The 26797-nt window shown below is 72.9% G+C and carries 17 protein-coding genes; 8 read left to right on the top strand and 9 right to left on the bottom strand.

The features are described 5' to 3' along the window. Positions 1 to 56: 56 nt before the first annotated feature. From fxsT to ACZ45T_RS06565, 5 genes are all read right to left on the bottom strand, one after another. Positions 57 to 4046 carry an FxSxx-COOH system tetratricopeptide repeat protein gene (fxsT, locus tag ACZ45T_RS06545; protein ID WP_468438139.1) on the bottom strand — a complete coding sequence of 1330 codons (3990 nt, stop codon included), beginning with the start codon at positions 4044 to 4046 and terminating at the stop codon, positions 57 to 59. Next, positions 4030 to 5448, bottom strand: a complete 1419-nt coding sequence (locus ACZ45T_RS06550) for a TIR-like protein FxsC (RefSeq protein ID WP_468438141.1) — start codon at positions 5446 to 5448, stop codon at positions 4030 to 4032. Before ACZ45T_RS06550 ends, fxsT begins: the two co-directional genes overlap by 17 nt. Positions 5449 to 5467: 19 nt before the next feature. Continuing rightward, positions 5468 to 6205 (bottom strand): AAC(3) family N-acetyltransferase, encoded by a 738-nt coding sequence (locus ACZ45T_RS06555; RefSeq protein WP_468438710.1) that lies wholly within the window; start codon positions 6203 to 6205, stop codon positions 5468 to 5470. 119 nt (positions 6206 to 6324) lie between these two features. Beyond that, positions 6325 to 8589, bottom strand: coding sequence for a radical SAM/SPASM protein FxsBH, inactivated beta-hydroxylase extension form (fxsBH, locus tag ACZ45T_RS06560; protein WP_468438143.1), 2265 nt, complete (start codon positions 8587 to 8589; stop codon positions 6325 to 6327). A 29-nt stretch (positions 8590 to 8618) separates the two neighbouring features. Next, on the bottom strand, positions 8619 to 8783 hold the full coding sequence (locus tag ACZ45T_RS06565) for an FxSxx-COOH cyclophane-containing RiPP peptide (RefSeq protein WP_468438145.1): 165 nt from the start codon (positions 8781 to 8783) through the stop codon (positions 8619 to 8621). Between the two features lie 380 nt (positions 8784 to 9163). Here ACZ45T_RS06565 and ACZ45T_RS06570 point away from each other — a divergent pair, with 380 nt between their 5' ends. After that, complete coding sequence (locus tag ACZ45T_RS06570) at positions 9164 to 10126, top strand: poly-gamma-glutamate hydrolase family protein (protein ID WP_468438147.1); 963 nt, start codon at positions 9164 to 9166, stop codon at positions 10124 to 10126. A gap of 87 nt (positions 10127 to 10213) precedes the next feature. Here ACZ45T_RS06570 and ACZ45T_RS06575 read toward each other — a convergent pair whose 3' ends face one another. Both ACZ45T_RS06575 and ACZ45T_RS06580 read right to left on the bottom strand, forming a co-directional pair. After that, positions 10214 to 11143 (bottom strand): alpha/beta fold hydrolase, encoded by a 930-nt coding sequence (locus ACZ45T_RS06575; RefSeq protein WP_468438149.1) that lies wholly within the window; start codon positions 11141 to 11143, stop codon positions 10214 to 10216. Positions 11144 to 11511: 368 nt separating this feature from the next. Continuing rightward, positions 11512 to 12114 carry a TetR/AcrR family transcriptional regulator gene (locus ACZ45T_RS06580; protein ID WP_468438151.1) on the bottom strand — a complete coding sequence of 201 codons (603 nt, stop codon included), beginning with the start codon at positions 12112 to 12114 and terminating at the stop codon, positions 11512 to 11514. A 145-nt stretch (positions 12115 to 12259) separates the two neighbouring features. Here ACZ45T_RS06580 and ACZ45T_RS06585 point away from each other — a divergent pair, with 145 nt between their 5' ends. Both ACZ45T_RS06585 and ACZ45T_RS06590 read left to right on the top strand, forming a co-directional pair. Continuing rightward, the gene (locus ACZ45T_RS06585) at positions 12260 to 13627 is read left to right on the top strand and encodes a purine-cytosine permease family protein (RefSeq protein ID WP_468438153.1); all 1368 of its coding nucleotides are present in this window, start codon (positions 12260 to 12262) and stop codon (positions 13625 to 13627) included. Between the two features lie 32 nt (positions 13628 to 13659). Then, positions 13660 to 15312, top strand: a complete 1653-nt coding sequence (locus ACZ45T_RS06590; protein WP_468438155.1) for an amidohydrolase — start codon at positions 13660 to 13662, stop codon at positions 15310 to 15312. A gap of 102 nt (positions 15313 to 15414) precedes the next feature. On the opposite strand, the gene ACZ45T_RS06595 is transcribed toward ACZ45T_RS06590, so the two are convergent. Further along, positions 15415 to 16533, bottom strand: a complete 1119-nt coding sequence (locus tag ACZ45T_RS06595; RefSeq protein ID WP_468438157.1) for a DUF3533 domain-containing protein — start codon at positions 16531 to 16533, stop codon at positions 15415 to 15417. Positions 16534 to 16689: 156 nt separating this feature from the next. On the opposite strand from ACZ45T_RS06595, the gene ACZ45T_RS06600 reads away from it, so the two are divergent. From ACZ45T_RS06600 to ACZ45T_RS06610, 3 genes are all read left to right on the top strand, one after another. Further along, a complete protein-coding gene (locus tag ACZ45T_RS06600) occupies positions 16690 to 20247 on the top strand; it encodes a DNA polymerase III subunit alpha (protein WP_468438159.1) in 3558 nt (1185 codons plus the stop codon). Next, entirely contained in the window at positions 20244 to 21281 is a 1038-nt protein-coding gene (locus tag ACZ45T_RS06605) for a DNA polymerase Y family protein (RefSeq protein ID WP_468438161.1), read from the top strand. The genes ACZ45T_RS06600 and ACZ45T_RS06605 overlap by 4 nt, the downstream gene beginning before the upstream one ends. Before the next feature lie 156 nt (positions 21282 to 21437). Beyond that, positions 21438 to 22298 (top strand): esterase/lipase family protein, encoded by an 861-nt coding sequence (locus ACZ45T_RS06610; RefSeq protein ID WP_468438163.1) that lies wholly within the window; start codon positions 21438 to 21440, stop codon positions 22296 to 22298. Here ACZ45T_RS06610 and ACZ45T_RS06615 read toward each other — a convergent pair. Then, positions 22295 to 23350, bottom strand: coding sequence for a lytic polysaccharide monooxygenase (locus ACZ45T_RS06615; RefSeq protein ID WP_468438165.1), 1056 nt, complete (start codon positions 23348 to 23350; stop codon positions 22295 to 22297). The two genes, ACZ45T_RS06610 and ACZ45T_RS06615, sit on opposite strands and share 4 nt — an antisense overlap. A gap of 326 nt (positions 23351 to 23676) precedes the next feature. Between ACZ45T_RS06615 and ACZ45T_RS06620 the strand changes: the two genes are divergently transcribed. Then, entirely contained in the window at positions 23677 to 24567 is an 891-nt protein-coding gene (locus ACZ45T_RS06620; RefSeq protein ID WP_468438166.1) for a protein kinase family protein, read from the top strand. A gap of 6 nt (positions 24568 to 24573) precedes the next feature. Then, positions 24574 to 26790 carry a serine/threonine-protein kinase gene (locus ACZ45T_RS06625; RefSeq protein WP_468438167.1) on the top strand — a complete coding sequence of 739 codons (2217 nt, stop codon included), beginning with the start codon at positions 24574 to 24576 and terminating at the stop codon, positions 26788 to 26790. The last annotated feature ends 7 nt before the right edge of the window (positions 26791 to 26797 follow it).

Consider the following 26797-nt stretch of genomic DNA (forward strand, 5'->3'; position numbering starts at 1 on the left):
GGGTGGCGGGCGGCGGGGCCCCCGCGGTCGCGAGGCCCCCGCCGCCCGCCGTCGGTTCACACGGCGAGCGGCTCCAGATCGCGGTGGATCCGGCGCTCGTCGCGGGCGTAGCGGGTCAGGCTGTGCTCCTCGCCGAGCAGTCTGGTCAGCTCGAGCACGGCCTCCGTCCGCAGCCGGGCCGCCTCCTCCTTGCGGCCCATCGAGTCCAGGCTGACCGCCATGTTGGAGCTGCTCGCCAGGGTCTCGGGATGGTGCGCCCCGAGCGCCTCGCGCAGCCGCATCACCGCCATCCGCTCCAGGTCCAGGGCGCCTTCCGGATCGCCCAGATCGGCCCGCGCGTTGGCCAGGTTGAGGATGGCGAAGACCGTGTGCGGATGGTTGTCGCCCAGGACGTCCCGCATCAGCCGGATCGTCTGCCTCAGCAGCGTCTCCGCCGTCTCCGCCGCGCCCGTGCCCCAGTGGAAGACCGCAAGGTTGTTGACGGCCGCCAGGGTGTACGGGTGCCGCTCGCCCGGCACCTTCATGTACTCGTCCACCACCTCCTGCGCCAGGTCCCGCGCCCCGCCCGGGTCCCCGGTCGCGAACAGGTCGGAGGCCAGGTTCAGTTCGCAGGACAGCAGGTCGGGGTTGACCGAGGTGTACTTGGCCCGGTAGCGGGCCCGGGTGGCCGTGGTCAGCCGGAGCGCGTCCTCCAGCTGGCCGGCCCGGCGCAGCGACACCGCCAGGTTCTTCGCGGCCGCCAGGGTGCCAGGGAACGCCCGCCCCAGCGTCCGCTTGTAGGTCTCGTAGGTCCGGCTGAGCAGCTGCACCGAGTCCTCGTAGCGGCCCACCTCCCGCAGGTCGCGGGCGAGGTTGTTCGCGGAGGACAGGGTGTACGGGTGCTCCGGCCCGAGCACCTCCGTGCGCAGGTCGTGCACCTCCTGGTCGATCTCACGGGCTCTGGTGTACTGGCCGACCAGCCGCAGGTTCAGCGCCAGGTTGTTCGCGGCGGCCAGCGTGCGCGGGTGCGCCTCGTGGAAGATCTGGCTGAAGCCCTCGTGCGCGTCGGTGGCCAGCTCCATCGCCTCCGCGTACTGGCCGAGCGCGCCGAGGGTGTTGGCGAGACCGCTCATGGTCATGTACGTGTGCGGGTGCGAGGGGCCGAGCACGGCCCGCTGCCGCTCCAGGGTGACCTCGTCCAGCTCCTTCGCCTCCACGAACCGCCCCTGCGAGCGCAGGATGTTCGACAGGTGGAAACGCAGGTACAGGTACTGGAGGTCGTCGTTGCCCAGCTGCTCCTTCCAGGCCTCCCGCAGCTCCTCGCCCAGCGCGTACGCGGCCTTGAAGTCACCGCGCTTCCAGAGGTAGCGGACGCGGTCGATCAACAGCCTGCGGGTCTCCGGCTCCTTGCAGTAGCGGGCCTCGGACGGGGTCAGGTGCGACCAGATGGTGTTGAAGCGGGGCCAGGTGTCCGGGTTGTCGATCGGCTCGTCGTCGTCCGGACGGGCACCGGCCAGGATCCGGTGGACGGCGTGCCGGGCCTCCCGCTGGTCCTCCTCCGGCATCTGGGACCGGATCACGGCCTGCACCAGGCGGTGCACCTGGATGCTGTTGCTGACCTGGTCGACCTTGGCCAGCGCGAACCGGCCGATCTCCCGGATCACCCGGCCGAGGACCAGCTTCTCCTGCAGCGAGGAGTCGTAGGGCTTGAGGGCGTCGATCATCTCCTTGCTGTAGAGCAGGTTCGCGGAGATCGGCTCGGGCGCGAGGAAGGCGCAGAGCTGGAGCAGCCGCACGGCGGCCGGGGAACGCGACTGCAGCCGCTCTATGGAGATGTTCCACGTGGCGGCCACCGGCTCCGGGTAGCCGGGCGGCTGGTTCAGACCCAGTACGCGGGCGGCCTGCTGGGCCAGCTGCTCGATGTACGCGGACACCGGGGTCGCCGTCTCCGCGATCCAGGCACCCGCCTGCTCGACGGCCAGCGGCAGGTCGCCCACGGCCACCGCCACCTGCTCGGCATCGTCCCTGCTGAGCCCGGGGGCCCGGCGCTGGAGGTGCTCGATGGACTCCTCGCGCAGGAACACGTCCACCGGGAGCGCGTCCCCGTACTGCGACCAGGACTGGTTGCGGGAGGTCACCAGCACATGGCCCGGGCCGCCCGGCGGGAAGAACCGCTTGAGCGTCTCGGGATCGTCCGCGTTGTCGAAGACCAGCAGCCAGCGGGAGGAGGGAACCCCGCGCCGCAGCAGGTCGATCGCCTCCTGGGAGGCGGCCGACATGTCCTCGCCGGTCTGCACGCCCAGCCGTACGGCCAGCTCCGCGAGGGCCGCGACCACGTCGTCGGTCTGCTCCGAGGAGATCCACCACACCAGGTCGTAGTCGGCCATGAACCGGTGTACGTACTCCAGCGCCACCTGGGTCTTGCCGACGCCGCCGAGGCCGAACAGGGTCTGCGGCTGCGGCAGCACCACGGCCACGCCGCCGCCGAGCTGGTCGCGCATCCGCTCCAGCACCATGCCGCGCCCGGTGAATCCGGGGTTGCGGGGCGGCGCGTTCCAGATCTTGGGAACGGTCCCCGGGAAGCGGGGGCCGGGCTGGGAGGCGCTGTTGACGCTGTCGGGCAGGGCCATGGGCCGCTCCACCGCGCGCAGCAGGGCGGTGGTGGCGTGCACCTCGTCGAGCCGGAAGAGGTCCACCGGGTTGCGGTCGATGTAGGGGGTGGAGAGCCGTACGTCGCCCACCCTCAGCGGCACCAGCTGGCGCCGGCCCCCGGTCGGGTCCTCGGCGGCCGCGCGCTCCCACACGTCCACGGCCCGGGCGGACTTGAGGTAGGCCGTGGAGAGCAGCACCACCGTCCGGGCGGCGGTGTCGATGCTGATGCCCGCGCCGCCCAGGGTGTCCCCGGCGGAGACCGTCGCGGGGGGCCGCTCGGCCGAGACGTCCTTGGGGACGACCCGGAAGCCGGCCCGGGTGAGCACCGACTCGATCCAGTCGGCCCACATCCGGTTCTCGGCGACGTAGGACAGGAACAGGTCGGCCGGCAGCGCCGGGCGGCGCCGGGTGAAGGCGTCCCTGATGCGCAGGCGGACCTCCTCGCCGATGACCGGCATGGAGGTGATCTCCCCCTCGGTGACCACCGTGGTGAGCCGCTCGAAGGCGGAGAGCAGGGAGTTGGTGAGGCCGGCCTCGTCGCCGAAGGTGGCCAGGGTCTCCTCGTAGGCGTAGTAGGGGCGGTACGGGATCTCCACCGCGCCCCAGTACGAGGTGAGCTCGTCCCCGACCAGGCCGTTCGGGAACCGGTCGAACTTGATCCGGGCCAGCGCCCGGCCGGCGTCGGCCTTCTCCTTCTCGCCCTCGTCGATGCGCATCGGGACCGGGTAGATCTTGATGCCGCGGTCGTTGAACCGCTCGTCGATCTGGCGGGCGACGGAGGCGGCGCCGTCGATGGACTGGTCGGAGAGGGTGAAGCAGTCCACGAGGACGTCGGGGAGGTGGACGGTGCAGATGTCCGCGATGTCGGACAGGCCGGTGCGGCTGTCGATCAGGACGTAGTCGTAGTTCCGCTTCATGTCGGCCCGTAAGGCGTCGAAGAAGAGGCCGCCGCCGAGCCGGTCGTAGAAGTTGTCCCAGTCGAAGGTGGAGACGGTCGCCGAGTATTCGCGGTTCTGCCGGCCCGCCGAGACGAAGTCCAGGGTGCCGCCGTCCGGGAACTCCCAGCCGAGGGACTCCGGGGTGAGGGAGACCGCGTGCGGCTGTATCCGCGCGTAGTCCTTGTGCCAGTCGTCGGGGCGCTGCACCGGGCTGGTCGCGGCCCACGCGTACTCGCTGATCAGGTCGATGACCCCGGTGGTGGCCCCGAGCGTGGACGGGTCCAGGAAGGGGTGGAAGAAGCGGTGCAGGCCCGGGGCCTCCAGGTCCCAGTCCACGGCGAGGACCCGCTTGCCGTTGGCCGCCAGGATCCAGGCGGTGTTGGCCAGCGCCATGGTGCGGCCCGTACCGCCCTTGTACGAGTAGAAGGTGACGATGCGTCCGTCACGGCTGTCCCTGCTGTCACGACTCGCTGTCATCCGCGTCCCCCCGATCGGTGTCGTTGCTGTCGTTGTGGCCTTCGTGTGCGTCGGGCGGGAAGGGGGCCGGCGGCGGTGCGGGAGGCCCGCCCATTCCCATCGGCCCGAGCAGTCGCGGGCGTTCGGCGCGGGTGTTGCCGGCCGGCAGGTAGACCTGGGCGTGTCTGAGGAACTGCTGGGCGGCGGCCTCGACCACCTGGGGCAGGATCTGCCCGAGGGTCTCCATGTTGGCCACGCCGTTGGCGGCGGCCCGGCAGGCGGCCCGGCCCTGGCTCATCTTCACGGGCAAGGTTTCCTCCAGCCGCTGTGCCAACTCGGCCTCCTTCGCGCGGCTCTGGTGGTCGTAGCGGTTCCACGGCACGACCACGTTGATCCACGGGCGGGATTCCTGGTCGAAGGCGGCCAGGCGCTGGCGGCGGTGCTCGTCCTCCACCACCCAGCGGTCGACGATCAGGATCTCGGGCCGGGTCGGCGGCTGCTTGCTGTCGAAGTGCCCGGCCTCGTCGTCGAAGGAGCCGATGGTGGTCTGGTAGTTGAGGTTCTTGACCAGGTCCTCGGCCACGTAGGCGATGGGCCGCTGGGACACCGGGTGGTACGGATTCCACTCCAGCGCGCTGTCCCCGTAGTACTCGGGGCTGCGGCCGTCCGGCAGATCGTGCCGGGAGGCGGCCGCCACGGTGACGTGGAGGGTTCGGGCGGGGCTGCCGGACGGGCTGTTGGCGGGGCCGAAGGCGCTCGGAACCACGCGGTAGTCCACCGGGCGGACGGGATCGAGGTGGACGCTCTCGCCGACCTGGACGATGCGCCGGGCGAGCTCGTACACGGCCTTCTCGTACTGCTCGGCGTAACCGCGCAGTTTGATCAGCCCGTACAGGCCGTCGGTGACGTAGCGCTCGCCGAAGGTGTTGTGGTTGAACTGCAAACGCTCGGCCGGGCCGGGCAGTTGGGTCGGCGGCACCGGTACCCATAACGCGGGCACGATGGCCTCGGCCGGTGAGCCGCCGGCGTTGACCGCCACGTGGTGGACGGTGCGCTGCGCGAAGGCGTACCACTCCCTTCCGCACATTTCGCTGGCGAAGTACCGCGGCGAGAACAGGGGAACGAAGACCCGGCACTTGGCCAGTGCCTGGGCGAGCCGTTCCGACCAGCCCTCACCGCTGCGTATCTCCCGGTCCATGAACCCGACTTCGTAGGTGGCGGGCAGGTCCGTCAGTGCCATGACATGGCCGCAGAGATCGCGGAAGAGGCGCTCCACCCACATGTCCGGGTCGGGTCCCCCGGCCCCGAATCTCGGTGTATGCGCATAACTGAGAAAAAAGTACGGCTCCCCTTTTGCGGGCACACGACCCCCGTCCCGAAGATGCGAGCGAAGAAACATCATTCCGGAGCTGCTTCGCCACATCCCCTCATCGTTCAGTCAATCAGCGTCTGTTTTCGGTCATCCACTCAAGGGCGTGATCGACGGCATCCGGGATCGAGAACAGCATGGTCGGCGCCCCTCCCACCCGCCCCCTGCGCACCCGGGAATCCGGGAACGCGCGGCCGATCTCCGCGAAATCGCTGTCGTCCAGCGCGACGTCCTCGTATGCGGTCCACTCCTCCCCCCACCGGGGCCCCTGCTCCCGCCCCGGAAGGTTCACCTTCACCACACACTCGTACATGCGCAAGGGGGGCTTCGGAATTCGATACTCCGCGAGATGGAATGCGGTGCAGACCGAAAACCCCACATTGATCATGAGCACCCGACCGCCCTCCCAGCACAACTTCCCCAGGGGTGACTCCTCCCCCATGTGGCTTTCGACGCGGTGACCGGAGCAGAGCCGCTCCGCGTCCTCGCCGAGGGCGGCGAAAGAGGTCTGCGGATGGGCGCTGCGCACGGCCCCCGGCGCGGTGCGCACGGCTTCGGCGAAGGAACCCATGCCCTGGCTCGGGGTGCTCGCCGGATCGAAGGCGGGCATCCGGTCGCGGAAGGCCCGTACCCCGGACGCGTCCAGGCCCGCGATCCGCTCCAGATGGGCGTGGGAGGTCTTGGAGTTCTCGGGAGTGAACGCGGGGACCACCAGGGTGCCGCGCGGGCCGAGGACGCCCGTCAGGGCGTCGCGCAGCTGCTCGGCGCGCAACCCCGTCCCGCCGAGCGAGGCGTGCACCATCAGCCGCATTCCGGGGCGGACCCCCAGCAGCCGCAGCTGCACGGCCAGCTGGAGGGTGCTGGTGCCGCCCTGGCGGACCCGGCCCGGCCCGACGGGGGCCGGGGCGCCGGGGCCCGGGGCGGCCGCGCTCACGCGTCGACCGCCTTCAGCTCCCAGCGGAGCTCCGCGACGAGCCGCTTGCCGGTGATGGTCAGTTCGGCCGCCTCCGACAGCCGGTCCAGGGCCTGGTGGATACGGTCCGCCCCGCCCGGCTCGGGGGCCTCGGTGGCCCGCCGGTACGCCTCCACCGCCACCCGCTCGTGTACGTCGGCCAGCAGCCGGGACACCGGGACCGGGCGCTCCCGCCACGGCGAGGGGTGCTGCCACTGCCCGTCCAGCGCGTACAGGTCGGTCACCTCGGTCAGGGCCCGCAGCCGGGTCCGCCGCCGCCCGGTCAGCAGCGCGAGCGCGGTCTCCCGCACCCCTGCCGCGTAGGGCACCCCGAGCGCCCCCGGCCCGTGCCGGCCCGCCTCGCCCCAGCCGCCGGCCCGCGGGCCGCCCGCGAGCGGGGTCAGCGTGGTCAGCCCGGCCGCCGCCGCCCGGGCGAACCCGGGCACGGCCTCGTGCAGCAGCGCCCACGCCCGGTCCAGCCTGCCCCGCCACTCCTCGGCCTCGCCGGCGCCGAGGCGGAGCCTGGGCGGGCGGGCGAAGCAGTTGCGGTACGGGTCGAGGTCCTCCAGCGCCACCGGGGCCGCGTCCGGCCCGGGCGACCAGGTGCGTACGGGCAGCCAGCGCGCGTCCCCCGCCGCGGGCCCGAAGCGGTGCTCGGCGCGACCGTCCCGTACGGCGTACCCCTCGTCGGTGACGCGCAGCGCGGCCCGGCCCTCCGTACCGGGCTCCCCGAGCCGCAGCAGCCCCAGCGTCGGCAGGTACACCTCGCCGTCCCGGTAGGCCACCTCGGCCGGCAGGTCCAGCCCGCCCCGCAGCACGGCGGCGACGGCCAGCGCGGTCAGCCTGCGCGCAGCCTCGGGGGCGTCCTGCCGGCCCTCCCGGGCGGCGTCCAGGGCCGCCAGCACCCAGGTCCGGGTGAAGGGGTGCTCCAGTACGGCGTCCAGCGCGTCCGCGCCCGCGTCCCCGGCCTGCTCCACGGCGGCGAGCAGCTCCCAGGCGCGGGCCCAGCCGGGATCGGCGGCGAGGTCCGCGTGCAGCCGGGCCAGCAGGACCCGGGTCAGCTCCTCCTGGGAGCGGGCCAGTTCGGCCGGATCGGAGAGCTGCGGCGCGGTTTCCCGCGGCGCCGTGCGGCCCTCGACCCCGTCCACGAGCTCGCGCAGGTCGGTGCAGTAGACAGAGGGGTTGTCGAAGCCTCCGCCGGCTTCGCCGCCGTCCCGGTAGCGGTGGGTGTAGAGCCCGCCCCCGCACGAACGTACGACGGGGCAGCGGCGGCACGCATCGCTGACGCCCGCGAGGCCCAGCTGCCGGGCGCGGACCCCGGGATGGGCCGCGACCTGGTCAAACGAATGGTCGAAGACGTTGAAGCCGGTGGCCGCGGCGCCCTCGAAGGCGCTCTTGAGGGAGTCCACCTGTTCCAGGGTCCCGTCGGTTTCGACGACGACGAGGTCCGTGGGCGCGAGGCCGAGCGACTCGGTGAGGCTGGGCCCGCCGCGCAGGGTGGAGAGCAGGGACTCGAAGAGCCGTACGGGTACCGGGCGGCCGAGGCGCTCCCAGTGGTCGAAGATCCGCAGGAGCCAGCGCGCGTACGCGTCGGGGGCGCCGTCGGGGCGGGCCGGCGGGGTCTCCCAGGTGGCGTGCGGGAGGAGGAAGTCCACGCGCGGGGGACCGAGCTCGACGAGCGCGTCCAGGACGGCCACGGGGTCGTTGGCCACGTCCACGGTGCAGAGCAGGCCCTGGTAGAGGTGGCGGTAGGGCTCCGAGCGGAGCAGGGCGACGGCTGCCAGGACCAGCGGGTGGCTGGTACGGCCGTCCGCGAAGCGGCGGTGGCGGTCGTTGGCGGCGCGGTCGCCGTCGAGGGAGATGCCGACCCGGACGCCGAACTCGTCGAAGAGGTCGAGGTAACGGGTGCTGAGCTGGAGCCCGTTGGTGTGGATCCGCAGGTCGAGGGCCGAGGTTCCGGCCAGCGCCCGGCTGAACTCCTGGCAGACGAGCCGGAGCCGGGCGGTGCCCGCCAACAGGGGTTCCCCTCCGTGGAGAATCACCGTGACGGAGGGGAGTGCATGGTCACGGGCATGTTCGGCGAGCCGCGACGCGGTATGCGAAATAACCTCGGGGGAGATCACTTTCGGCCGGGCTCGCCAGCTCTGATCTGCGTGTTCGTAGACATAGCAATGATCACAAGCAAGATCGCATCTGCTGTGAACTTTCAGGACGATCTCGCGAAATGCGATCAGGCCGGTCATTCCACCAGTCTAGAGCGCTTACTTCGGTGTCAGAGCGCGGAGTTGAAGATCGGCGCCTGAACCGAACGACCGGATTCGGTCGGCAGCACGCGGCCGAGCGTCGACACCGCGGAGGCGGTGTGGACGTCGATCTTGGTGAGCGGGACCCGGCGGGCCTTGACCGTGCTGGTCGCGGGGGTTGCGGAAGTGTTCACGACACCGTCCTTGGGGAAGCCATGTGGAATGGGCATGCGTATGACAAACAGCGACGCGCTGCCGTCATGCGTGGACTTTACTCGGCCACACCCCATTGGCAACCGAGACATGACGCCTGGTCAACCGTTCTAGAGCAACCGCAACGGATTTCCGAGGTGGCTTATTCGGCCGTTCGCCGGATGGCAAGATCCATTTCTCCTGGTGGGGTCGCGGAGCGGGGCGGGTGATCGGTCCGTCCTCGGTGCGTCGTGGTCGGCCTCCGGACGGCCGGCGCGGCCCGGTCGGGCGGGCGGGATCCGGTCGGCCGGGCGGGATCCGGTTACCGCCGGGAGCGGGATCCGGTCATCGCCGGGCCGGCGGCATCGGAGATGATCACCGCATGAATTTCACCAGCCGACGTAGCGTGCTGACCTCCGTGGCGGTTGCGGCCGCCAGCCTGCCCCTGCTCAACGACCTGGCCGGAAACGGCAGTACGGCCGCCGCGGAGGGGAGCGTCAGCTCCCCCACGACGGAGCACTTCGACTCGAACACCACGCTCTACAGCAGCAGCGAGTACAAGGAGGGCACCGACTGGATGCGTCGCTTCCGGTGCGGCGCCCGGTCCGAGTTCGGCGACAACCTGAGGCCCGTGAGCAGTGCCGTCCGCAGTACGGCCGTCATCGCCCCGCACGGCGGCGCCATAGAGCCGGGCACGAGCGAGCTGTGTCTGGCCATCGCCGGCTACAGGCACGACCAGGATCCGAACACCGACCCCGCCAAGCCGGACACGATGCCGGCCGCCGTGCCCGGCCTGGTGCAGCGGGACTACTGGATGTTCGAGGCGCTGACCTCCCACGACGAGCTCCACGTCACGTCGGCCCACTGTGACGACCCGGCAGCCCTGGCCGTCTGCGCCAACAACCTGTACGCCGTCTCCCTGCACGGCTTCAGGCCGAAGGAGAACCCCTTGGCCAAGGAGATCCTCATCGGCGGCCGGGACAAGCGGCTGATGACGAGCCTGGCGTGGGCCTTCGACAAGTACGGTCTCAAGACCCGGACCGACAACCCCGAGCTCTCCGTGAAGGTGACCCTCGCGGGCGACGACTCCGCAATGAACGGCGACGACCCGGCGAACATCGTCAACCGCTCGCGCACCGGAGCCGGTGCCCAGCTGGAGATATCCACCGAACTGCGCAAGGCGATGTTCGAAAACTTCAGCGGCGGGGACAGCCGCAGGGACACCGCCGGCAAGGGAGTCGGGAACGAGGCCCACTTCTGGAACGGCTTCATCGGAGCCGTGCGCGAGGCCATCGACTGGCACGAGCTCGGCCAGGCGAAGGCGCTGCCCCCCATCGGTGCCTGACGTCGCGTTCTCCTCGGCCGTGGTGATCGCCATGAGCGCTCCCCACGGCCTGCTCGGGCAGGGACGGGACACAGGTCGGGAGGGGGCCTAGGCGGGCTGCTGTTCGCTGAGGTCGGGAGCCAGGCCGCGGGGGGTGAGGTCGTCGGCGGGCAGGTCGCGGAGCAGCCAGTTCAGTACGTCGGGCAGCGCGCGGAAGGCCGCGAAGTGCGCTGCGGCCGGCTCGAAGGTGGTGGTGGCCCCCGGGATGCGGCGGGCCAGCCATCGGGAGTGGCCCACGGGGGAGAACACGTCGAGCTCCCCGTGCCAGATCAGCACCGGGCAGCGGATGTCGGCCGGGTCGAAGCCCCAGGGGCGGCTGAAGGCCAGGACGTCGTCGATCCAGCCGTACGCCGAATGGCGCAGCCCCTCGCTGTAGTTGCGCAGCAGCATCGACCGCAGGCCGGTGTCCGAGACGATCATGCGGTCGTTGGCGGTGAGCTCCCGGCGCAGCTCGTCCAGCAGTCGGCCCGGGTCCTTGCGGATGCCGGCGGCGCGCGGGATCAGCCGGGCCGCGAGCTCCTCCGGGTCGTCGGTGGCGGTGGTGTACTCCTTCACGTTCGAGGCGGCCATGCCGGCGAACCAGTCCAGGTCCTCCGCGTCGCGGGGGGCCAGGCCCACCATCGCCGCGGTCCGGGTGACCCGGTCCGGGAGCAGGGCGGCGCAGGCCAGGGCGCCCGCGGCGCCGCCGGAGCGGCCGGCCACGGCGAAGGTCTCCAGTCCGAGGTCGTCGGCGACGGCGGCCACGTCCTGGGCCACGTCGGCGACGGTGCGGCCCGGGTGGCGGTCGGAGGTTCCGTAGCCGGGTCTGTCGTAGGCGATGAGCTGCATCCGGCGCTGGTAGAGGACCATGCCGCGGGGGGCCGGGCCCAGGCGGCTGCCGGGCATGCCGTGGAGCAGAAAAACGGGTTTGCCGTCCGGATCACCCCAGCGCTCCACCGTCAGAGCGCGTCCGTCCGCGGCGCGCACCTGCTTGCGCACGCGTTCCCTCCCTCACGGTCGACTTGAGTCGTCACGGTGATTGTGCGCGCTGGGGGAGGAGCGCGGTAGGGCGCACTTCGCGCGAAATTCCTGTGAATGGTTTCACAGGCGCGCCGAGGTCTTTGGTCTTCCCGCATGTGCCCAGGTCAACCAGGCTTTCGAGGGGGCGTGGACGCGGGTGAAGGGCCCTTCTGTCTGCACGGAATGGGCTTTTCGGCACGGTCGCTTCCGCTTTTGGGCGTCGAATTGGAGCTTCGGGCTGAGTCGTCGGGGAAAAGGGCGGCTCGCCGGTTCGGGCCGGTCGAAATGAAGGAGTTCCCGCCACGCAGGCCAACGAGACGGGCCCGACAAGATCCGAAAGAGACGGCCTAGGTGCGGGGGACGAGCAGGGCGGTCGCCGAGCGGGCCTGTTCCAGGGCCCGGGCGCGGTCCGAGCCGCGCTGGCCCAGCACCACCCGGGTGCTCAGCCCGTCCAGCAGGGCGAGGAGCTCCGAGGCGCGCGCCGGCACGTCCAGGGGGGCGAACCGGCCCTGGTCCACGCCCTTGGTCAGCAGTGCCTCCAGGTCGCGCTGCCAGCCCTCGTCGATCTCCTCCTGGGCCGCCTTGAGCGGCTCGTTGGAGGCCGTACGGGCCCACAGCTCGATCCACAGCGTCCAGCGCGGGTCGCGCGGCCCCTCGGGGAGGTAGAGCTCCAGGAACAGGTCGAGCTTGCGGGCGGCCGTCACCCGGCGGCCCAGCAGGGCCCGGCGCTCCCCGGTGAGGAGGTCCTCGCTCCAGCGCAGGGCCTCCAGCAGGAGCCGGTCCTTGCTGCCGAAGTAGTACAGGATGTGGCCGCCGCTGGTGCCGAGCCGCTCGGCCAGCGCGGACATGGTGAGCGCGGCCAGCCCGTCCTCGGCGATCGCCGCCATGGCCTCTTCGAGCATCCGCTCCTGGGCGATCCGCCCGTCGCGCCGCCGTGCTGCTCCCGCCACCGCTCCCGCCACCGTCCCGCCCTCCGCACGTCCTGGCCAGACCTTATCCCGCGCGGGGTCTTGACGGTCGGGCGGTGCACCCCTCATCTTGAATGCCATTCAAGAACTTAGAACGCCGTTCAAGATCAGTCAGAGGTGTACGCACATGAGCGACGAGGTCTTCAGAGTCGAGACGCACGGCATCGACCCGATCCCGGACGAGGAACGGCACGGCAGCGCCAAGGACCTGTTCTGGCTCTGGTTCGGCTCCAACCTCACCTTCACCTACGTGATCAACGGCGCCCTGGCCGTGGCCTTCGGGCTCTCCTTCTGGCAGGCCACCGCCGTGGTCGTGATCAGCGGACTGGCGTTCTTCGCCGTCAGCGCCGCCGGGCTCGGCGGCATCCGCACCGGCACCGCCACCCTGGTCATCTCCCGCGCCGCCTTCGGCGTCCGGGGCAACTTCCCGGCCGGGGTGCTCAACTGGGTGGTGAGCATCGGCTACACCATCGTCAACACGGTCGTGGGCACCCTGGCCCTGGAGCTGTTCCTCGCCGAGACCGGCCTGGCGGACGGCAAGCCGGCCCGCGCCCTCGCCCTCGCGATCACCCTCGCGCTGACCTTCGCGGTCACCCTGTGGGGCCACGCCACCGTGCAGTTCGCCGAGCGCTGGGCCGCGTACGTCCTCGCCGCCGGCTTCGGCGCGCTGCTCGTCCTCGTCCTGCCCGGCGCCGACACCTCCGCCCCGGCCGCCGCTCCCGGCCTCTCCGGATGGAGCCTGGCCTTCGTGGTCATGCTCGCCGGGCCGTTCTCGTACCTGCCGATGCCCGCCGACTACACCCGCTACCTGCCCCGCACCACCTCGCTGAGGTCCATCACCTGGACCGGCGCCCTCGGCGGCTTCGCCTCCTCCGTCGCCCTCGGCGTCGCGGGCGTGGCCGCCGCCACCCAGACCGACATGACCGACGCGGTCGCGGGCGCGCAGGGCCTGCTCCCGGGCTGGTTCCAGCCGCTGTTCCTGGCCCTCGTACTCGGCGGCTCCGTCACCAACTCGATCATCACCCTCTACTCGTCCGGCCTGAACCTCCAGGTCCTCGGCATCCCGTGGAGCCGCGCCCGCGCCCTCGCGATCAGCGCCGCCGTCACCGCCGCCGGCTCGGTTGCCGCGCTGTTCCTGACCGACTTCACCACCTCACTGCTCTCCTTCCTCTCCCTGCTGATCATCGTCTTCGCCCCCTGGGGCGGGGTCTTCCTCGCCGACATGCTGCTGCGCCGCTGCCGCTACGACGCCGACGCGCTGCACGCCGGGAGCGCGGGCGCCTACTGGTACCGGGCCGGCTACCACCCGGCCGGCATGGCCGCCCTGCTCACCGGCATGGCCTTCGCGGCCCTGACCTGCGACTCCGAGCTGTGGACCGGGCCGCTCGTGGCCCCGCTCGGCGGCGCCGACCTGACCCTGCTCGGCTCGGTCGTCTCGGCCCTCACGTACTGGGTCCTCGCCCGGCGCGTCCCCTCGTACGTCCCGGCCGCCTGAACCGCACGCCCTACGCAATGGAGCACACCCACATGGCACGCCCCTTCCCCGCCGACCTGCTGCTCACCGGAGCCCGCATCCACACCGTGGACCCGGACCTCCCCGAGGCCGAAGCCCTGGCCGTGCACGACGGGGTGATCGTCTGGGTCGGTCCCGACGCCGAGGCCGCGGCCTGGGCCGGCCCGGACACCGAGCGGATCGACGCGGGCGGGAAGCTGGTCCTGCCCGGCTTCATCGACGCGCACAACCACGTCCGGCTCGGCTCGGACGACGCCTGCGTGCAGCTCGCCGGGGTGCGCACCCTGGAGGGCATCCACGAGCGGATCCTGGCCTGGCGGGCGGCCAACCCGGACGCGCAGTGGATCGAGGCCGAGGCCTTCGACTACTCCGCGATCCCGGGCGGGCGGATGCCGTGCGCCGCCGACCTGGACCCGGTCACGGGGGACACCCCGGCGCTCGTGCTCTCGTACGACGTGCACACGGCCTGGCTGAACACGGCCGCGATGCGGCGGCTCGGGGTCTCGCGGGACCACACCGATCTGCCGTTCGGCACGGCCGTGGTGGACCCGGCCGCGGGCGAACCCACCGGATTCGTCAAGGACTTCGCCGTCAAGGGGCTCTCGCGGGACGGCCACCGGGCGCTGCGCGAGCTGGGCGTCCCGTGGGCCTCGCCGCAGCGGCAGTACGGGCGGCTCGCGAAGAGCCTCGACGACGCGATCGGCTTCGGCATCACCACGGTGGTGGAGCCGCAGAACTCCCTCGACGACCTCGCCCTCTACGAACGGGCCCGGGCGGAAGGGCGGTTGCGCTCGCGGATCGTCGCCGCGCTGTTCCACCCGCGGGGTACGGGCGAGAGCGACCTGGCCGACTTCGAGGAAGCGGCCCGCCGGTTCTCCGGGGAGCGGCTGCGGGTCGGGCCGCTCAAGCTGTACATCGACGACGTGGTGGAACCGCGTACGGCCGCGCTGCTGGAGCCGTACGCGGGGTGCGGCACGCACCGGGGCGAGACCTTCTACCCGGCCGAGGAGTTCGCGGAGCTGCTGGCCGGGCTGGACGCGCGGGGCTTCCAGTGCTTCGTGCACGCCACGGGCGACCGGGGGATCCGGACCGTGCTGGACGCGGTGGAGCACGCGCGGACGGTGAACGGCCCGCGCGACGCCCGCCACCAGGTGGTGCACGTGGAGTGCCTGGACCCGGCGGACGTACCGCGCTTCGCGGAGCTGGGCGTGGTCGCGTGCATGCAGCCGCGGCACTGCGCGCCGGAGATCGCGGGGCCGGGCCAGGACTGGGCGCAGAACGTGGGCGAGGGCCGCTGGCACAAGGCCTGGCCGATGCGGAGCCTGCACGAGGCCGGGGCGGTGCTGGCGTTCTCCAGCGACTGGAACGTGGCGGAGATGGACCCGATGGTCGGCATCTACACGGCGGTGACCCGCCGCCCCCTCGCCGGCGGCGAGCCGTGGCAGCCGGCCGAGACGGTGGACGTGGCGACGGCCGTGCACGGCTACACGATGGGCTCCGCCCACGCCAACTTCCTGGAGCGGGAGCGCGGTTCCCTCACGGTGGGCAAGGCGGCGGACTTCGTGGTCCTGTCCCGGGACATCCTGCGCATCCCGCCGGAGCGGATCCCGGGCACGGTCGCGGAGACGGTGGTGGTCGCGGGCGAGGTGGTCCACCGGACGGCCTGACGCCGGGCGGGGCTGAAGATCCAGCCTCGCCGGCGTTCGAGGCGCGGGGGCATGGGGGCGGAGCCCCCAGTTCCGGGAAGGGGCGGGGTGGGGAAAGGCTCCTCACCCGGCGTCCGTGCCCCCGCCCGCGAAGCGGGGTACGGAGGGCGCGTCATCGGGGAGCCCGCTCCCCACGGCGGCCCCCGGCCGGCCCCTGCGGAACACCGCGCAGGCCACGGTGACGGCCGCGCCGGCCACCGCCCAGGCGGCCAGCACCAGCATCGGCCCGCCCGCGCCGTTCCCCTTGAAGTACGCGATGGAGCGCGCGGCGTACGTACCGGCGCCCGGCGGCAGGGCCGGGCCGATGGCCTTCCAGAACGGTGGCAGCAGGGGGTACGGGTAGGCGCCGCCCGCGCTCGGGTTGCCGAACACCACGATCAGCAGGATCGCGAGGCCGATGCCGACCACGCCCGCCAGCCCCTGGAAGGCGAGGGTGACCGCGCCGACCGCGAAGACGACCAGGGTGCCCAGCCCCCACAGGCCCATGATGCTGCCGGGCAGCGCGCCCAGGACCGGGCCCGCGATGACCGTCCCGAGCAGCCCGGCGGCGATCGCGTACGCGAGCAGCGCGCCGAGCCGGATGACGGCGCGGGCGGAGTTCGCCGGGCGGGCGCCCGCGCTGATCGCGAGGATCGCGGCGCACAGGTAGCCGCCCACGCACCAGCCGACCACCAGGTAGAAGGAGCTCAGGCCGCGGCTGTCGCCCTTGTCGGCCGGGGCCACGTCGGTGACCCGGACCGTGCGCCCCTGGGCCTTCTCGGCGAGGCCCACGATCTCCTCCAGGGCCTGGGACAGCGAGGCTCCGCCGCCGGAGGCGACCAGCAGCCTGTCGGTCTTGCCGGCCGGGTCGATGATCAGCGCGCCGTCGACGTCCCGGTTGCCGATCTGTGCGAGCGCCGCCGCCTCGTCCTTGACCGCGTGCGGGTCGAGGGGCTTGCCGGGCAGGGCCGCGAGCTGCTTCGCGGACTGCTCGGCCACCGGTGCGGCGGGGGCGGCCACGGCGATCGGGATCTCGCTGGGCTTCGGATGGTGGAAGGCCCCGATGTACGAGGTGATGAAGGCGAGCTGGAGGACCAGCACTCCCAGGACCAGCAGGGCTGCCCGGGTGGTCACGGCGTCCTTGATCTCGGCGAGGAAGCCTTGGGACGGGCCTGGGGCGGTGCTCTCGGTGCGCTGGGTCATGTTCACACGCTCGGCGTACGGGGGGCGGGGCGCAGCAGGGGAGGGGCCGAATGGATGACCTCAGACGATCGAACAAGCGTTTCGCACGGATATTCGAATTGCTCTATGGTGGAGCTGGGGGAGGAGGTGTTCTACGAGCGAAGCAGGAGGCCGCGGGTGCCTGGTTTTACGCATCTGCACACCGTTTCGGGGTTCTCCATGCGCTACGGAGGCTCGCACCCCGAACGGCTGGCGGAACGCGCCGCCGAGCGGGGCATGGACGCCCTCGCCCTGACCGACCGCGACACCCTGGCGGGCGCCGTGCGGTTCGCCAAGGCGTGCGCGAAGGCGGGCATCCGGCCGCTGTTCGGGGTGGACATGGCCGTGTCGCCTCCGGCGGGGTCGGCCGGGTCGGGGGGCTCGGCCGGCTCCGCCGCGGGCGGTGCCGGCGGCGCGGGCGGCGCGGGTGGCGTGCGTACGGGCGAGGCCTCGTACCGGCGGCGCACCCCCGTCAAGGGCGGGGCCTTCGTCGACGAGTCCGCCGCCCGGGCCGTCTTCCTGGCCCGGGACGGGGCCGCCGGATGGGCCGAGCTGTGCCGGATGGTCACCGCCGCCCACGCGGGGGCCGCCGAGGTCCCGCTGCTGCCCTGGAGCGCCCTGCGCGGCGAGGGCGTCCTCGTCCTGCTCGGGCCCGGCTCCGAGGTGGGGCGGGCGCTCGCCGCCGGGCGCCCCGACCGGGCCGCCCGGCTGCTGGCGCCCTGGCGGGAGATCTACGGGGACTCCCTGCGCCTGGAGGCCGTCCACCACGGCCGCACCGGCACCGGGTCCGGCTCGCTGCGGCTGGCCGCCCGTACCGTCGGCTTCGCCGCCGAGCAGGGCGTCCCGGCCGTGCTCACGAACGCCGTCCGCTACGCCGACCCCGGCCAGGGCCCGGTCGCCGACATCCTCGACGCGGCCCGCCGCCTGGTCCCCATCGACCACCGGGGGCCCCTCGACACCGGCGAGCGCTGGCTCAAGGGCCCCGACGCCATGGCCGAGGCCGCCGACCGGATCGCCCGGGCCGCCGGCCTGCGCCCCGCCGACGCCAGGCGCCTGCTCGCCGAGACCCGGCACACCGCCGAGGCCTGCTCCGTGGACCCCGAGGACGACCTCGGCATGGGCTCCGTGCACTTCCCCGAGGCCCGGCTCGTCGGCGCGGCCCACCGCAGCGCCCAGCGGGTCCTCGCCTCCCGCGCCTCGGCGGGCATGGTGCTGCGCGGCTACGCGGACGACCGCGCGTACTGGGAGCGGATGCACCACGAGCTCGACATCATCGCCTACCACGGCTTCGCCTCGTACTTCCTGACGGTCGCTCAAGTAGTGGACGACGTACGGGAGATGGGCATCCGAGTGGCCGCACGCGGCTCCGGCGCCGGCTCCCTCGTCAACCACCTGCTCGGGATCGCGCACGCCGACCCCGTCGCGCACGGCCTGCTGATGGAGCGCTTCCTGTCCAAGCGCCGGCGGGTCCTGCCCGACATCGACATCGACGTGGAGTCCGCCCGCCGGCTGGAGGTCTACCGGCGGATCATCGACCGGTTCGGCACCGAGCGCGTCGCCACCGTCTCCATGCCCGAGACCTACCGGGTCCGGCACGCCATCCGCGACGTCGGCGCCGCCCTGTCCATGGACCCGGCCGCCGTCGACCGGCTCGCCAAGGCCTTCCCGCACATCCGGGCCCGCGACGCCCGCGCCGCACTGGAGGAACTCCCCGAACTGCGCGACGTACGGGGGGAGTCGTACGGGCGGCTGTGGGAGCTCGTCGAAGCGCTGGACGCGCTGCCGCGCGGGATCGCCATGCACCCGTGCGGGGTGCTGCTCTCCGACGCCTCGCTGCTCGCCCGTACGCCCGTCGTCCCCACCAGCGGCGAGGGCTTCCCCATGTCCCAGTTCGACAAGGACGACGTGGAGGAGCTCGGGCTGCTCAAGCTCGACGTCCTGGGCGTACGGATGCAGTCCGCGATGGCGCACGCGGTCGCGGAGATCCGGCGCGGCACCGGGCAGGAGCTCGACCTGGACGACCCGGCGCAGGTGCCGCCGGGGGACCGGGCCACGTACGAGCTGATCCGCTCGGCCGAGACGCTGGGCTGCTTCCAGATCGAATCGCCGGGCCAGCGCGACCTGGTGGGACGGCTCCAGCCGTCGACCTTCCACGACCTGGTCGTCGACATCTCCCTCTTCCGGCCGGGGCCGGTGGCGGCCGACATGGTGCGGCCCTTCATCGAGGCCCGGCACGGGCGGGCGCCGGTCCGCTTCCCGCACGAGGACCTGGCGCAGGCGCTGCGCGAGACGTACGGGGTGGTGGTCTTCCACGAGCAGATCATCGAGATCGTGCACGTCATGACCGGCTGCGGGCGGGACGAGGCGGACCGGGTGCGGCGCGGGCTGTCCGACCCGCAGTCGCAGGCGCGGATCAAGGTCTGGTTCGCGGCGAAGGCGGCCGAGCACGGATATCCGGTGGAGGTGATCGCCCGGACCTGGGAGATCGTGGAGGCCTTCGGTTCGTACGGCTTCTGCAAGGCGCACGCGGTGGCCTTCGCCGTGCCCACCTACCAGTCGGCGTGGCTGAAGGCGCACCATCCGGCGGCCTTCTACGCCGGGCTGCTCACGCACGATCCGGGGATGTACCCGAAGCGGCTGCTGCTGGCGGACGCGCGGCGGCGGGGCGTGCCGGTGCTGCCGCTGGACGTGAACCGGTCGGCGGTCGCCCACCGCATCGAACTGGTGTCCGATCCGGCCGGTGTGTGGGGGCTGCGGCTCGGGCTGTCCGACGTCCACGGCATCAGCGAGGCCGAGGCGGAGCGGATCGAGACCGGACAGCCGTACGCCTCCCTGCGCGACTTCTGGGACCGGGCGCACCCCGGCCGCCCGGTGGCCGAACGGCTGGCCCAGGTCGGGGCGTTGGACGCCTTCGGTGCCAACCGGCGCGACCTGCTGCTGCACTTGACGGAGCTGCACGGCGCGCAGCGGGCGGCGGGAGTCCGGGGCGGCGCCCAACTCCCCTTGGAGGGCGGCCGGTCCACGGCCTCCGTCGGGCTGCCCGACCTGACCGACGCGGAACGGCTCAGCGCCGAGCTGGGCGTCCTCGGCATGGACGCCTCGCGGCACCTGATGGCGGACCACCACGCCTTCCTGGCCGAGCTGGGGGTGATCCCGGCGCGCCGGCTGCGGGACATCGAACACGGGCGGACCGTCCTGGTCGCGGGGGCCAAGGCGGCCACCCAGACCCCGCCGATCCGGTCCGGGAAGCGGGTCATCTTCACGACGCTGGACGACGGGACGGGCCTGGTCGACCTGGCCTTCTTCGACGACAGCCACGAGCGGTGCGCGCACACCGTCTTCCACTCCTTCCTGCTGCTGGTACGGGGCGTCGTGCAGCGGCGGGGCCCGCAGAGCCTGAGCGTGGTCGGGGCGGTGGCGTGGAACCTGGCGGAGCTGGTGGAACTGCGGGCGGCGGGCGGCCTGGACGCGGTCGCGGCCCGGCTGGCCGAGCCGACCGCGTCGGCCCCGTCGGCCCCGTCGGCCGCGTCCGGCGACGGCGACGGCGACGGTGCGGCGGGCGAGCGGGGAGCGGGCCGCCGGATCCACTTCTCCACGGGGTACGAGATGAACCCCTGGGCCGACCTCCAGCCCCCCGGCACCGGCCCCGCGACCGGCCGCAAGCTGTGGCACTCCAGCCCCGGGAGCGCGGGATGACCACCGGCCGGATCGCGGACGCGGGGGCAGGGGACCGCGCGGCCGTGATGTGCCTGCGGCTGCGCCCGGCCGACGGGGGACCGCTCGGGGCCGAGGCGTACGCCGGGGTGCTCGCGCTGCTCGGCGGCGTCACCCCGGCCGTGCAGGCCCTGCCACCGGACACCGCCCTCGCCGATGTCCGGGGCGCGCTGCGCTACTTCGGCTGCGACGCCGCCCGGCTGGCCGCCGTGATCCGGGTCCGGGCCCTCGCCCTGTACGGGGTGGACGCGGCCGTCGGCGTGGCCGGCAACCCCATGCTGGCCCGGGCGGCGGTCCGCGAGACCCGGCCCGGGCAGACCCTGGTGATTCCCGAACGGCCCGCCGCCGTACGGGATTTCCTGGCGGGCAAGCCCGTCACCGTCCTCGACGGGGTCGGCCCCAAGGCCGCCCGCACCCTGTGCTCCTACGGCCTGGATTCCGTCGGCCGGGTCGCCGCCGCCCCGCCCGCGGCCCTGCGGCGGATCCTCGGCGCCCGGCTCGGGCGCGAGGTGCACGAGCGCGCCCTCGGGATCGACCGGACCCCCGTCCAGCCGGGGGCGGGCGCCCGCAGCATCGCCGCCGAGCGGGCTTTCGACCGGGACGAGCTGGATCCCGCGCGGCACCGGCGGGCCCTGCTCTCGCTGACGCATGAGCTCGGCGCGAAGCTTCGTACACAGGAAGAGGGCCGGGGGCAGGTCTGCCGCGCCCTCTCGCTCACCGTCCGCTGCGCCGACCGCACCACGCTCACGCGGACGCGCATCCTGGCCGAACCCACCGCGCACTCCGCCGCCTTGACCGCGACCGCCTACGCCCTGTACGCGGGCCTCGGCCTGCAACGGGCCCGGGTCCGTGCGCTGTCCCTGCGGGCCGAGGACCTGACCCCGGCCGAACGGGCCGCGCGGCAGCTCAGTCTGGACCCCGAGGACGAGAAGGCCCGCCGCCTGGAAGCCGTCACGGACCGGGTCCGCGCACGCTTCGGGCCGCAGGCCATCGCCCGCGGCACGCTCGCGGCCTGACGGAGGATCGGCGACACGCGAGTTTTTACCGACGCGTAACTTCCATGCGTTGCTACTCGCCCGTAATTTGGCGGCAGCAGCCCCCCTTTGTGATCCGGATCACGGGACGAACCCCCACGCCCATCCCCTTGAGTCGACCCGCAAGGAGATCACACGATGCTGCCCTGGAGACGCCTGCTCCGCCCGCTGGCCGTCCTCACCCTCACCGCCGCCGCGCTCGTCGCCCCCACCGGCACCGCGCAGGCCGCGACCGCACCCAGCAGCGGCTGGAACAACTGGTCCTGCAAGCCGTCCGCCGCGCACCCGCGCCCCGTCGTGCTCGTGCACGGCACCTTCGGCAACTCCGTCGACAACTGGCTCGGCCTCGCGCCGTACCTCGTGCACCGCGGGTACTGCGTCTACTCGCTCGACTACGGGCAACTGCCCGGCGTGCCCTTCTTCCACGGGCTCGGTCCCATCGACAAGTCCGCCGAGCAGCTCGACGTCTTCGTCGACAAGGTGCTCGCCTCCACCGGCTCCGCCAAGACCGACATCATCGGCCACTCGCAGGGCGGCATGATGCCGCGCTACTACCTGAAGTTCCTCGGCGGCGCCGAGAAGGTGAGCGCCCTGGTCGGGCTCGCGCCCAGCAACCACGGCACCACCCTGCTCGGCTTCACCAAGCTCCTCCCGTACTTCCCCGGGGCCGAGGACCTCATCAGCACCGCGACCCCGGGCCTCGCCGACCAGATCGCCGGATCCCCCTTCCAGCAGAAGCTGAACGAGGGCGGTGACACCGTGCCCGGGGTGAAGTACACGGTGATCGCGACCAAGTACGACGAGGTGGTGACCCCGTACCGGACCCAGTTCCTGGACGGCCCGAACGTACGGAACGTCGTACTCCAGGACCTGTGCGTCCTGGACTTCTCGGAACACGCCGGCATCGGGATCACGGACCGGATCGCGTGGCACGAGGCGCTCAACGCCCTCGACCCGGCCCACGCCGAACGGACCACCTGCGCCTCGGTCTTCGACTAGCGGCGCGACCCTCCCCCGGTCGTCGCACGGCGGCGGGCCACGGCGAACAGCACGGCCGCGCCGACGGACAGGGCGCCGGCCCCGGCGATCGCGATCGACGGGGTGGCGCTGCTGCCGCCGGTCTGCGCGAGGTTGTCGTTCTGCGGGGCCGCGGCGGCGGTGGTGGTGTCGACGGCCGTCGGCACGGCCGTACTGCCGTTGGTCTTCGGGTCGTTGTCGCCGTGCCCGTTGTGCTCCACCGTGGACTTGTCCGCGCCGTCGGCGATCTGCTGGTCCGTCGGCGCCGAGGGGGCGGAGCTCGCGCTGGGCTTCGCGGTGGGCTTGGTGCTGGGCTTGCCGGTCTGCGTGCCGCCGTTGCCGCCGCCCCCGCCGCCCCCGCCGCCGTTGCCCCCGTTGCCTCCGTTGTCCTTGCCGAAGACCACGTCCGAGCAGGTGTAGAAGGCCTCCGGGCTGTCGGAGCGCTGCCAGATGCTGTAGATCAGGTGGCGGCCGGACTTGTTCGGGACGGTGCCCTGGAAGACGTAGTCGCCGTTCTGCATGCCCGGGTCGGTGGCCTTCGCGAAGGGAGCGGGCTCCAGGTCGGCCCACTTCAGCGGCTGCGCCGGGTCGTACCCGTCCCTCGTGACGTACAGCTCGAAGGAACCCTTGTGCGGAGCCGTGCCCTTGTAGCGGAAGGTGTGCGCGCCGGCGGTCATCGGACTGGCCGGCCAGTCGGCCCGGGCCAGGTCCAGACCCTGGTACTTGTCGTTGCCGGCGGAGCACAGCTGGCCGTTCGGGATCAACGCCCGGTGGTTCCCGGCCGCGTTGGCGATGTTCACCGCGTTCCAGTCGTAGAACGCCTGCGCCCCGCTCGCCTGGACCGCCGCCTTGCACGCCGCCGACCGCGGGGCCTCCGGGCCCTCCGCGTAGCACGCGGCCACCCGGCTGACCGGGTCCGTCATCGAGCCGTGGGCGGCCGCGGGAGCGGCGGCGTACGCGGCCAGCGCGAGCGGGGCCAGTCCGGCGACGACGGCGCTGCCGGCGATACGGGTCACGGTGCGGCGTGCGGGCATGGGTGGATCTCCTTCGGGCACAAGGCGGGGGAGCGCCGGCGGAATCGGAAATGGGCTCCGCGGCGCCGCCCCCCGGCGGCGCCACATCGGGCCCTTCCTGTCCTGGCCCCGCCAAGCTAGCCCCCCGGACCACGGCTTTCACCGGATCCGGGCGGCGGGAGGGGATCCTTAGGGTCCGCTTAAGGAAGCAGTAAGGAGGGGCTCAGGAACCGGGCTCTCAGAGCCTTCCGCCCCACGGCCCGGCCGCCTGCGACACCGCCCTCCGCCCCCGCACCGGCGCTTGAGTAGGCTGGTCCCGGATCATCACGGACCGGGGGAGAGCGCGCATGGAACGGCTGCGCCATGACGACCCTCCACGGACCGGGCCCCACATCAACCTGGCCCGGCTCGATGCGGACTCCTACACGGCCGTTCCCGCACGCCGCTTCATCGCCCGCAGCGCCGACGGCGACCGCACGTACCTCGCCTGCCTCCCGCGCGCCGACGTCGACCCGACCCGCTGGGCGATCGAGGCGGAGGGTGCCCGCCGGCTCTCGATTCCGGGATTCCTGCCGGTCGGGGAGGTCGGCGGCACGGCGGACCTCCCCTGGTGCACGGCGCCGTACGTCCCGGCCCTGCCGCTCCCCGCCGCCCTGCGGGCTCACGACGGTCCGCTGCCCGAGCCGTTCGTACGGGCGCTGGGCGCCGCCCTCGCCCGGACGCTGGCCACCGCCCACGCCCACGGCGTGACGCACGCGGGCCTGTCCCCCGACGCCGTACTGCTCACCACCGAAGGCCCCCGCCTGAGCTGCTTCGGGGCGGTACGGGCCGCGGCCCCGGACGGCGAGCGGCGCAGCGGCCTGCCGGGCCTCGACTCCGGCAGTCTCGCCCCGGAGCAGGCGGCCGGTGGACGGCCGCGCCCGCTGGGCGACGTGTACGCCCTGGGGGCGGTACTCGCCTACGCGGGAACCGGCCACACCGTCCCCGAACGCGACGAACTTCCCCCTCTCCTCCGCGAATTGATCGCGGCATGCCTCTCCCGCGACCCCGAGCGGCGTCCGCAGGCGCACCAGGTCCTCGCCCACCTGGAGTCGGCCGCACCTGCGGCGGCACATCAGGCCACCGTCCTGGACCCGGCCGCGCCGATCCCTCTTCCGCCGCCCGTGGTCGCCGCGCTCGCGCGCCAGTCGGCGCAGGTCCTCGCGGCCGAACTCCCCGTTCCTGCTTCCCTGGACTGACGGCTGATGCTCTCCCCGCTCACCCACGACGACCCGCACCGGCTCGGCGCCTACCGCCTCATCGCCCGCCTGGGCAGCGGCGGCATGGGCACCGTCTACCTCGCCCGCTCGGCCACGGGCCGTACGGCGGCGCTGAAGACGATGCACGCCCGCATCGCCACCGACCCCGCCGTCCGCACCCGCTTCCGCCTCGAGGTGGACGCGGCCCGCGTCATCGGCCCCGTGCACGGCGCCCAGGTCTTCGACGCCGACCCGCTCGCCGAAACCCCCTGGCTGGCCACCGAGTACGTGCTCGGCCCGCCCCTCGACGACGCCGTCTCCACCGCGGGACCGCTCCCCGAGCCCGCGGTACGCGCGCTGGGAGCCCTGCTGTGTGCGGCTCTGGCCCAGCTCCACGCCTCGGACGTCGTCCACCGCGACCTCAAACCCTCCAACATCATGATCACGGCAGACGGTCCCAAGGTCATCGACTTCGGCATCGCCCGTGCCATCGGCGACGACCGCCTCACCCGCACCGGTACCGCCGCGGGCACGCCCGCCTTCATGTCCCCCGAGCAGGCGACCGGCCAGGAACACACCTCTGCGGGCGACGTCTTCGCACTCGCCGGCGTCCTCACCTACGCGGCCACCGGCCACGGCCCCTTCGGCACCGGACAGCACGCCGACCTCATCTACCGCGTCCGCTACGCCGACCCCGACCTCACCGGAGTCCCCCCGGCCCTGCTCCCGGTCCTGGCCCGCTGCCTCGGCAAGAACCCCGCAGACCGCCCCACCACCACCGAGCTCGCCGCCCAACTGCACCCCGGGGAGGGCGGCTTCGCCGGCCATCTCCCCGAGCCCCTGCTCATGGAGATCGCCCGCCGCGTCGGCGGCGTCTGGCACGCCCGGCCCCACCGCCTCCCGGCCCCACCGGAAGCCGACCTCGCCGAAGCCTTTCCGAACGGCACCCCCTCCACGCCGTTCACCCCGTTCACGCCGTCCACCCCGTCCGCCTTGTCCCGCCGCAGGCTCCTGGTCCTCGGGGGCGGTTCCGTACTCGGAGCGGCAGCGGTCGGAGCAGGCGCCTGGGCCTGGCTGGGCCGTCAGGACACCACCGGCCCGAAGCCACCCGCCGCCGCCTCGAAGGAACCCGCCTGGGACCTGCTCTGGCAGGTGCAGACCAGCTACGCCGAACCCCGCATTCCGCCCGCGCCGCTCGTCCTGGACGGACTGGTCGTCGTGGGCGAATACGGCGTAAAGGGCCTGGACCCCGTGACCGGAGCGACGAAGTGGTCGGACCCCGGTGTCTACTTCATGCACCGGACCGCCACGGACGGCAAGCAGATCCACGCCGTCGACTACACCCTCGAAGAGACCGATCCGCTCAGGATTTCCACCGTCGATCCGGCCACCGGAAGGCTCAAGGCCCCGTTCGGTGAACTGGGGGACCTGAGAGCGATCCTCCACGGAACCCAGGTGCTCTGCGCGACGGGCGACGCCGTCTACCTGGTGGGCGGCCGGGGCCCGCACACGAAAGGCGGCTTCGGCAAGGACCAGACGTGGTTCCTGCTGGGCGTCGACACCCGTTCGGGCAAGAGACTCTGGGAGGTCCCGCTCCCCGCTCGACCGGACAAGTCCGAGCGCCTGCACTTCCTGTCCGCCCGGGCCGTGGGCGAGTACCTGGTCCTCGTCCAGCAGTCCGCCGACGGAGAACCGCGCCTCGTCGTACACCACGCACGGACGGGCAAGGCGCTGTGGGACCGGCCGCTCGACGGCAAGCAGCCGGTTCTGACCCGGGCCCATCTGGCCGTGGACGGCCGGCACGTGTACCCGTCGGCGGGTGAACTCGTTGCGCTCGCCCTGGCCGACGGCAAGGAGGCCTGGCGTTTCGAAGGGCAGACTCCGCGGGCGCGCTTCAGCCCCCCGGCCGTCAAGGACGGTGTGGTGTACGCCGTCGAGGAAGGCCGCGGCATGGTCGCGCTCGACGCCACGAACGGCACCCAGCGGTGGGCGGAGAAGAGCCGCGAGGTCCCGGCCGAGGATCTCGACACCCCGCCCGCGGTCGGGATCGCGTACGTGTACGCGCACAGCAGGGCCTCGTCCGGACTGGTGGCCGCCGACATCCGGACCGGCGCAGTGACCCGCCCCTTCAAAGCCGCCAAGGCGCGGTACTTCGCCCACGCGTCCGCCAGGCGGCTCATCGCCATCGGCGGCGAATACACCGCCGCGTACCCCCTCGACTGAGCTCACA

Source organism: Streptomyces sp. NPDC030995 (genome assembly GCF_055571215.1).

Excerpts from the sequence above, each read along its gene's own strand:
- fxsT (WP_468438139.1), bottom strand. The coding sequence starts at position 4,046 with ATGACAGCGAGTCGTGACAGCAGGGACAGCCGTGACGGACGCATCGTC.
- ACZ45T_RS06550 (WP_468438141.1), bottom strand. The coding sequence starts at position 5,448 with ATGTGGCGAAGCAGCTCCGGAATGATGTTTCTTCGCTCGCATCTTCGG.
- ACZ45T_RS06555 (WP_468438710.1), bottom strand. The coding sequence starts at position 6,205 with ATGCGGCTGATGGTGCACGCCTCGCTCGGCGGGACGGGGTTGCGCGCC.
- fxsBH (WP_468438143.1), bottom strand. The coding sequence starts at position 8,589 with ATGACCGGCCTGATCGCATTTCGCGAGATCGTCCTGAAAGTTCACAGC.
- ACZ45T_RS06570 (WP_468438147.1), top strand. The coding sequence starts at position 9,164 with ATGAATTTCACCAGCCGACGTAGCGTGCTGACCTCCGTGGCGGTTGCG.
- ACZ45T_RS06585 (WP_468438153.1), top strand. The coding sequence starts at position 12,260 with ATGAGCGACGAGGTCTTCAGAGTCGAGACGCACGGCATCGACCCGATC.
- ACZ45T_RS06590 (WP_468438155.1), top strand. The coding sequence starts at position 13,660 with ATGGCACGCCCCTTCCCCGCCGACCTGCTGCTCACCGGAGCCCGCATC.
- ACZ45T_RS06595 (WP_468438157.1), bottom strand. The coding sequence starts at position 16,533 with ATGACCCAGCGCACCGAGAGCACCGCCCCAGGCCCGTCCCAAGGCTTC.
- ACZ45T_RS06605 (WP_468438161.1), top strand. The coding sequence starts at position 20,244 with ATGACCACCGGCCGGATCGCGGACGCGGGGGCAGGGGACCGCGCGGCC.
- ACZ45T_RS06610 (WP_468438163.1), top strand. The coding sequence starts at position 21,438 with ATGCTGCCCTGGAGACGCCTGCTCCGCCCGCTGGCCGTCCTCACCCTC.
- ACZ45T_RS06615 (WP_468438165.1), bottom strand. The coding sequence starts at position 23,350 with ATGCCCGCACGCCGCACCGTGACCCGTATCGCCGGCAGCGCCGTCGTC.
- ACZ45T_RS06620 (WP_468438166.1), top strand. The coding sequence starts at position 23,677 with ATGGAACGGCTGCGCCATGACGACCCTCCACGGACCGGGCCCCACATC.
- ACZ45T_RS06625 (WP_468438167.1), top strand. The coding sequence starts at position 24,574 with ATGCTCTCCCCGCTCACCCACGACGACCCGCACCGGCTCGGCGCCTAC.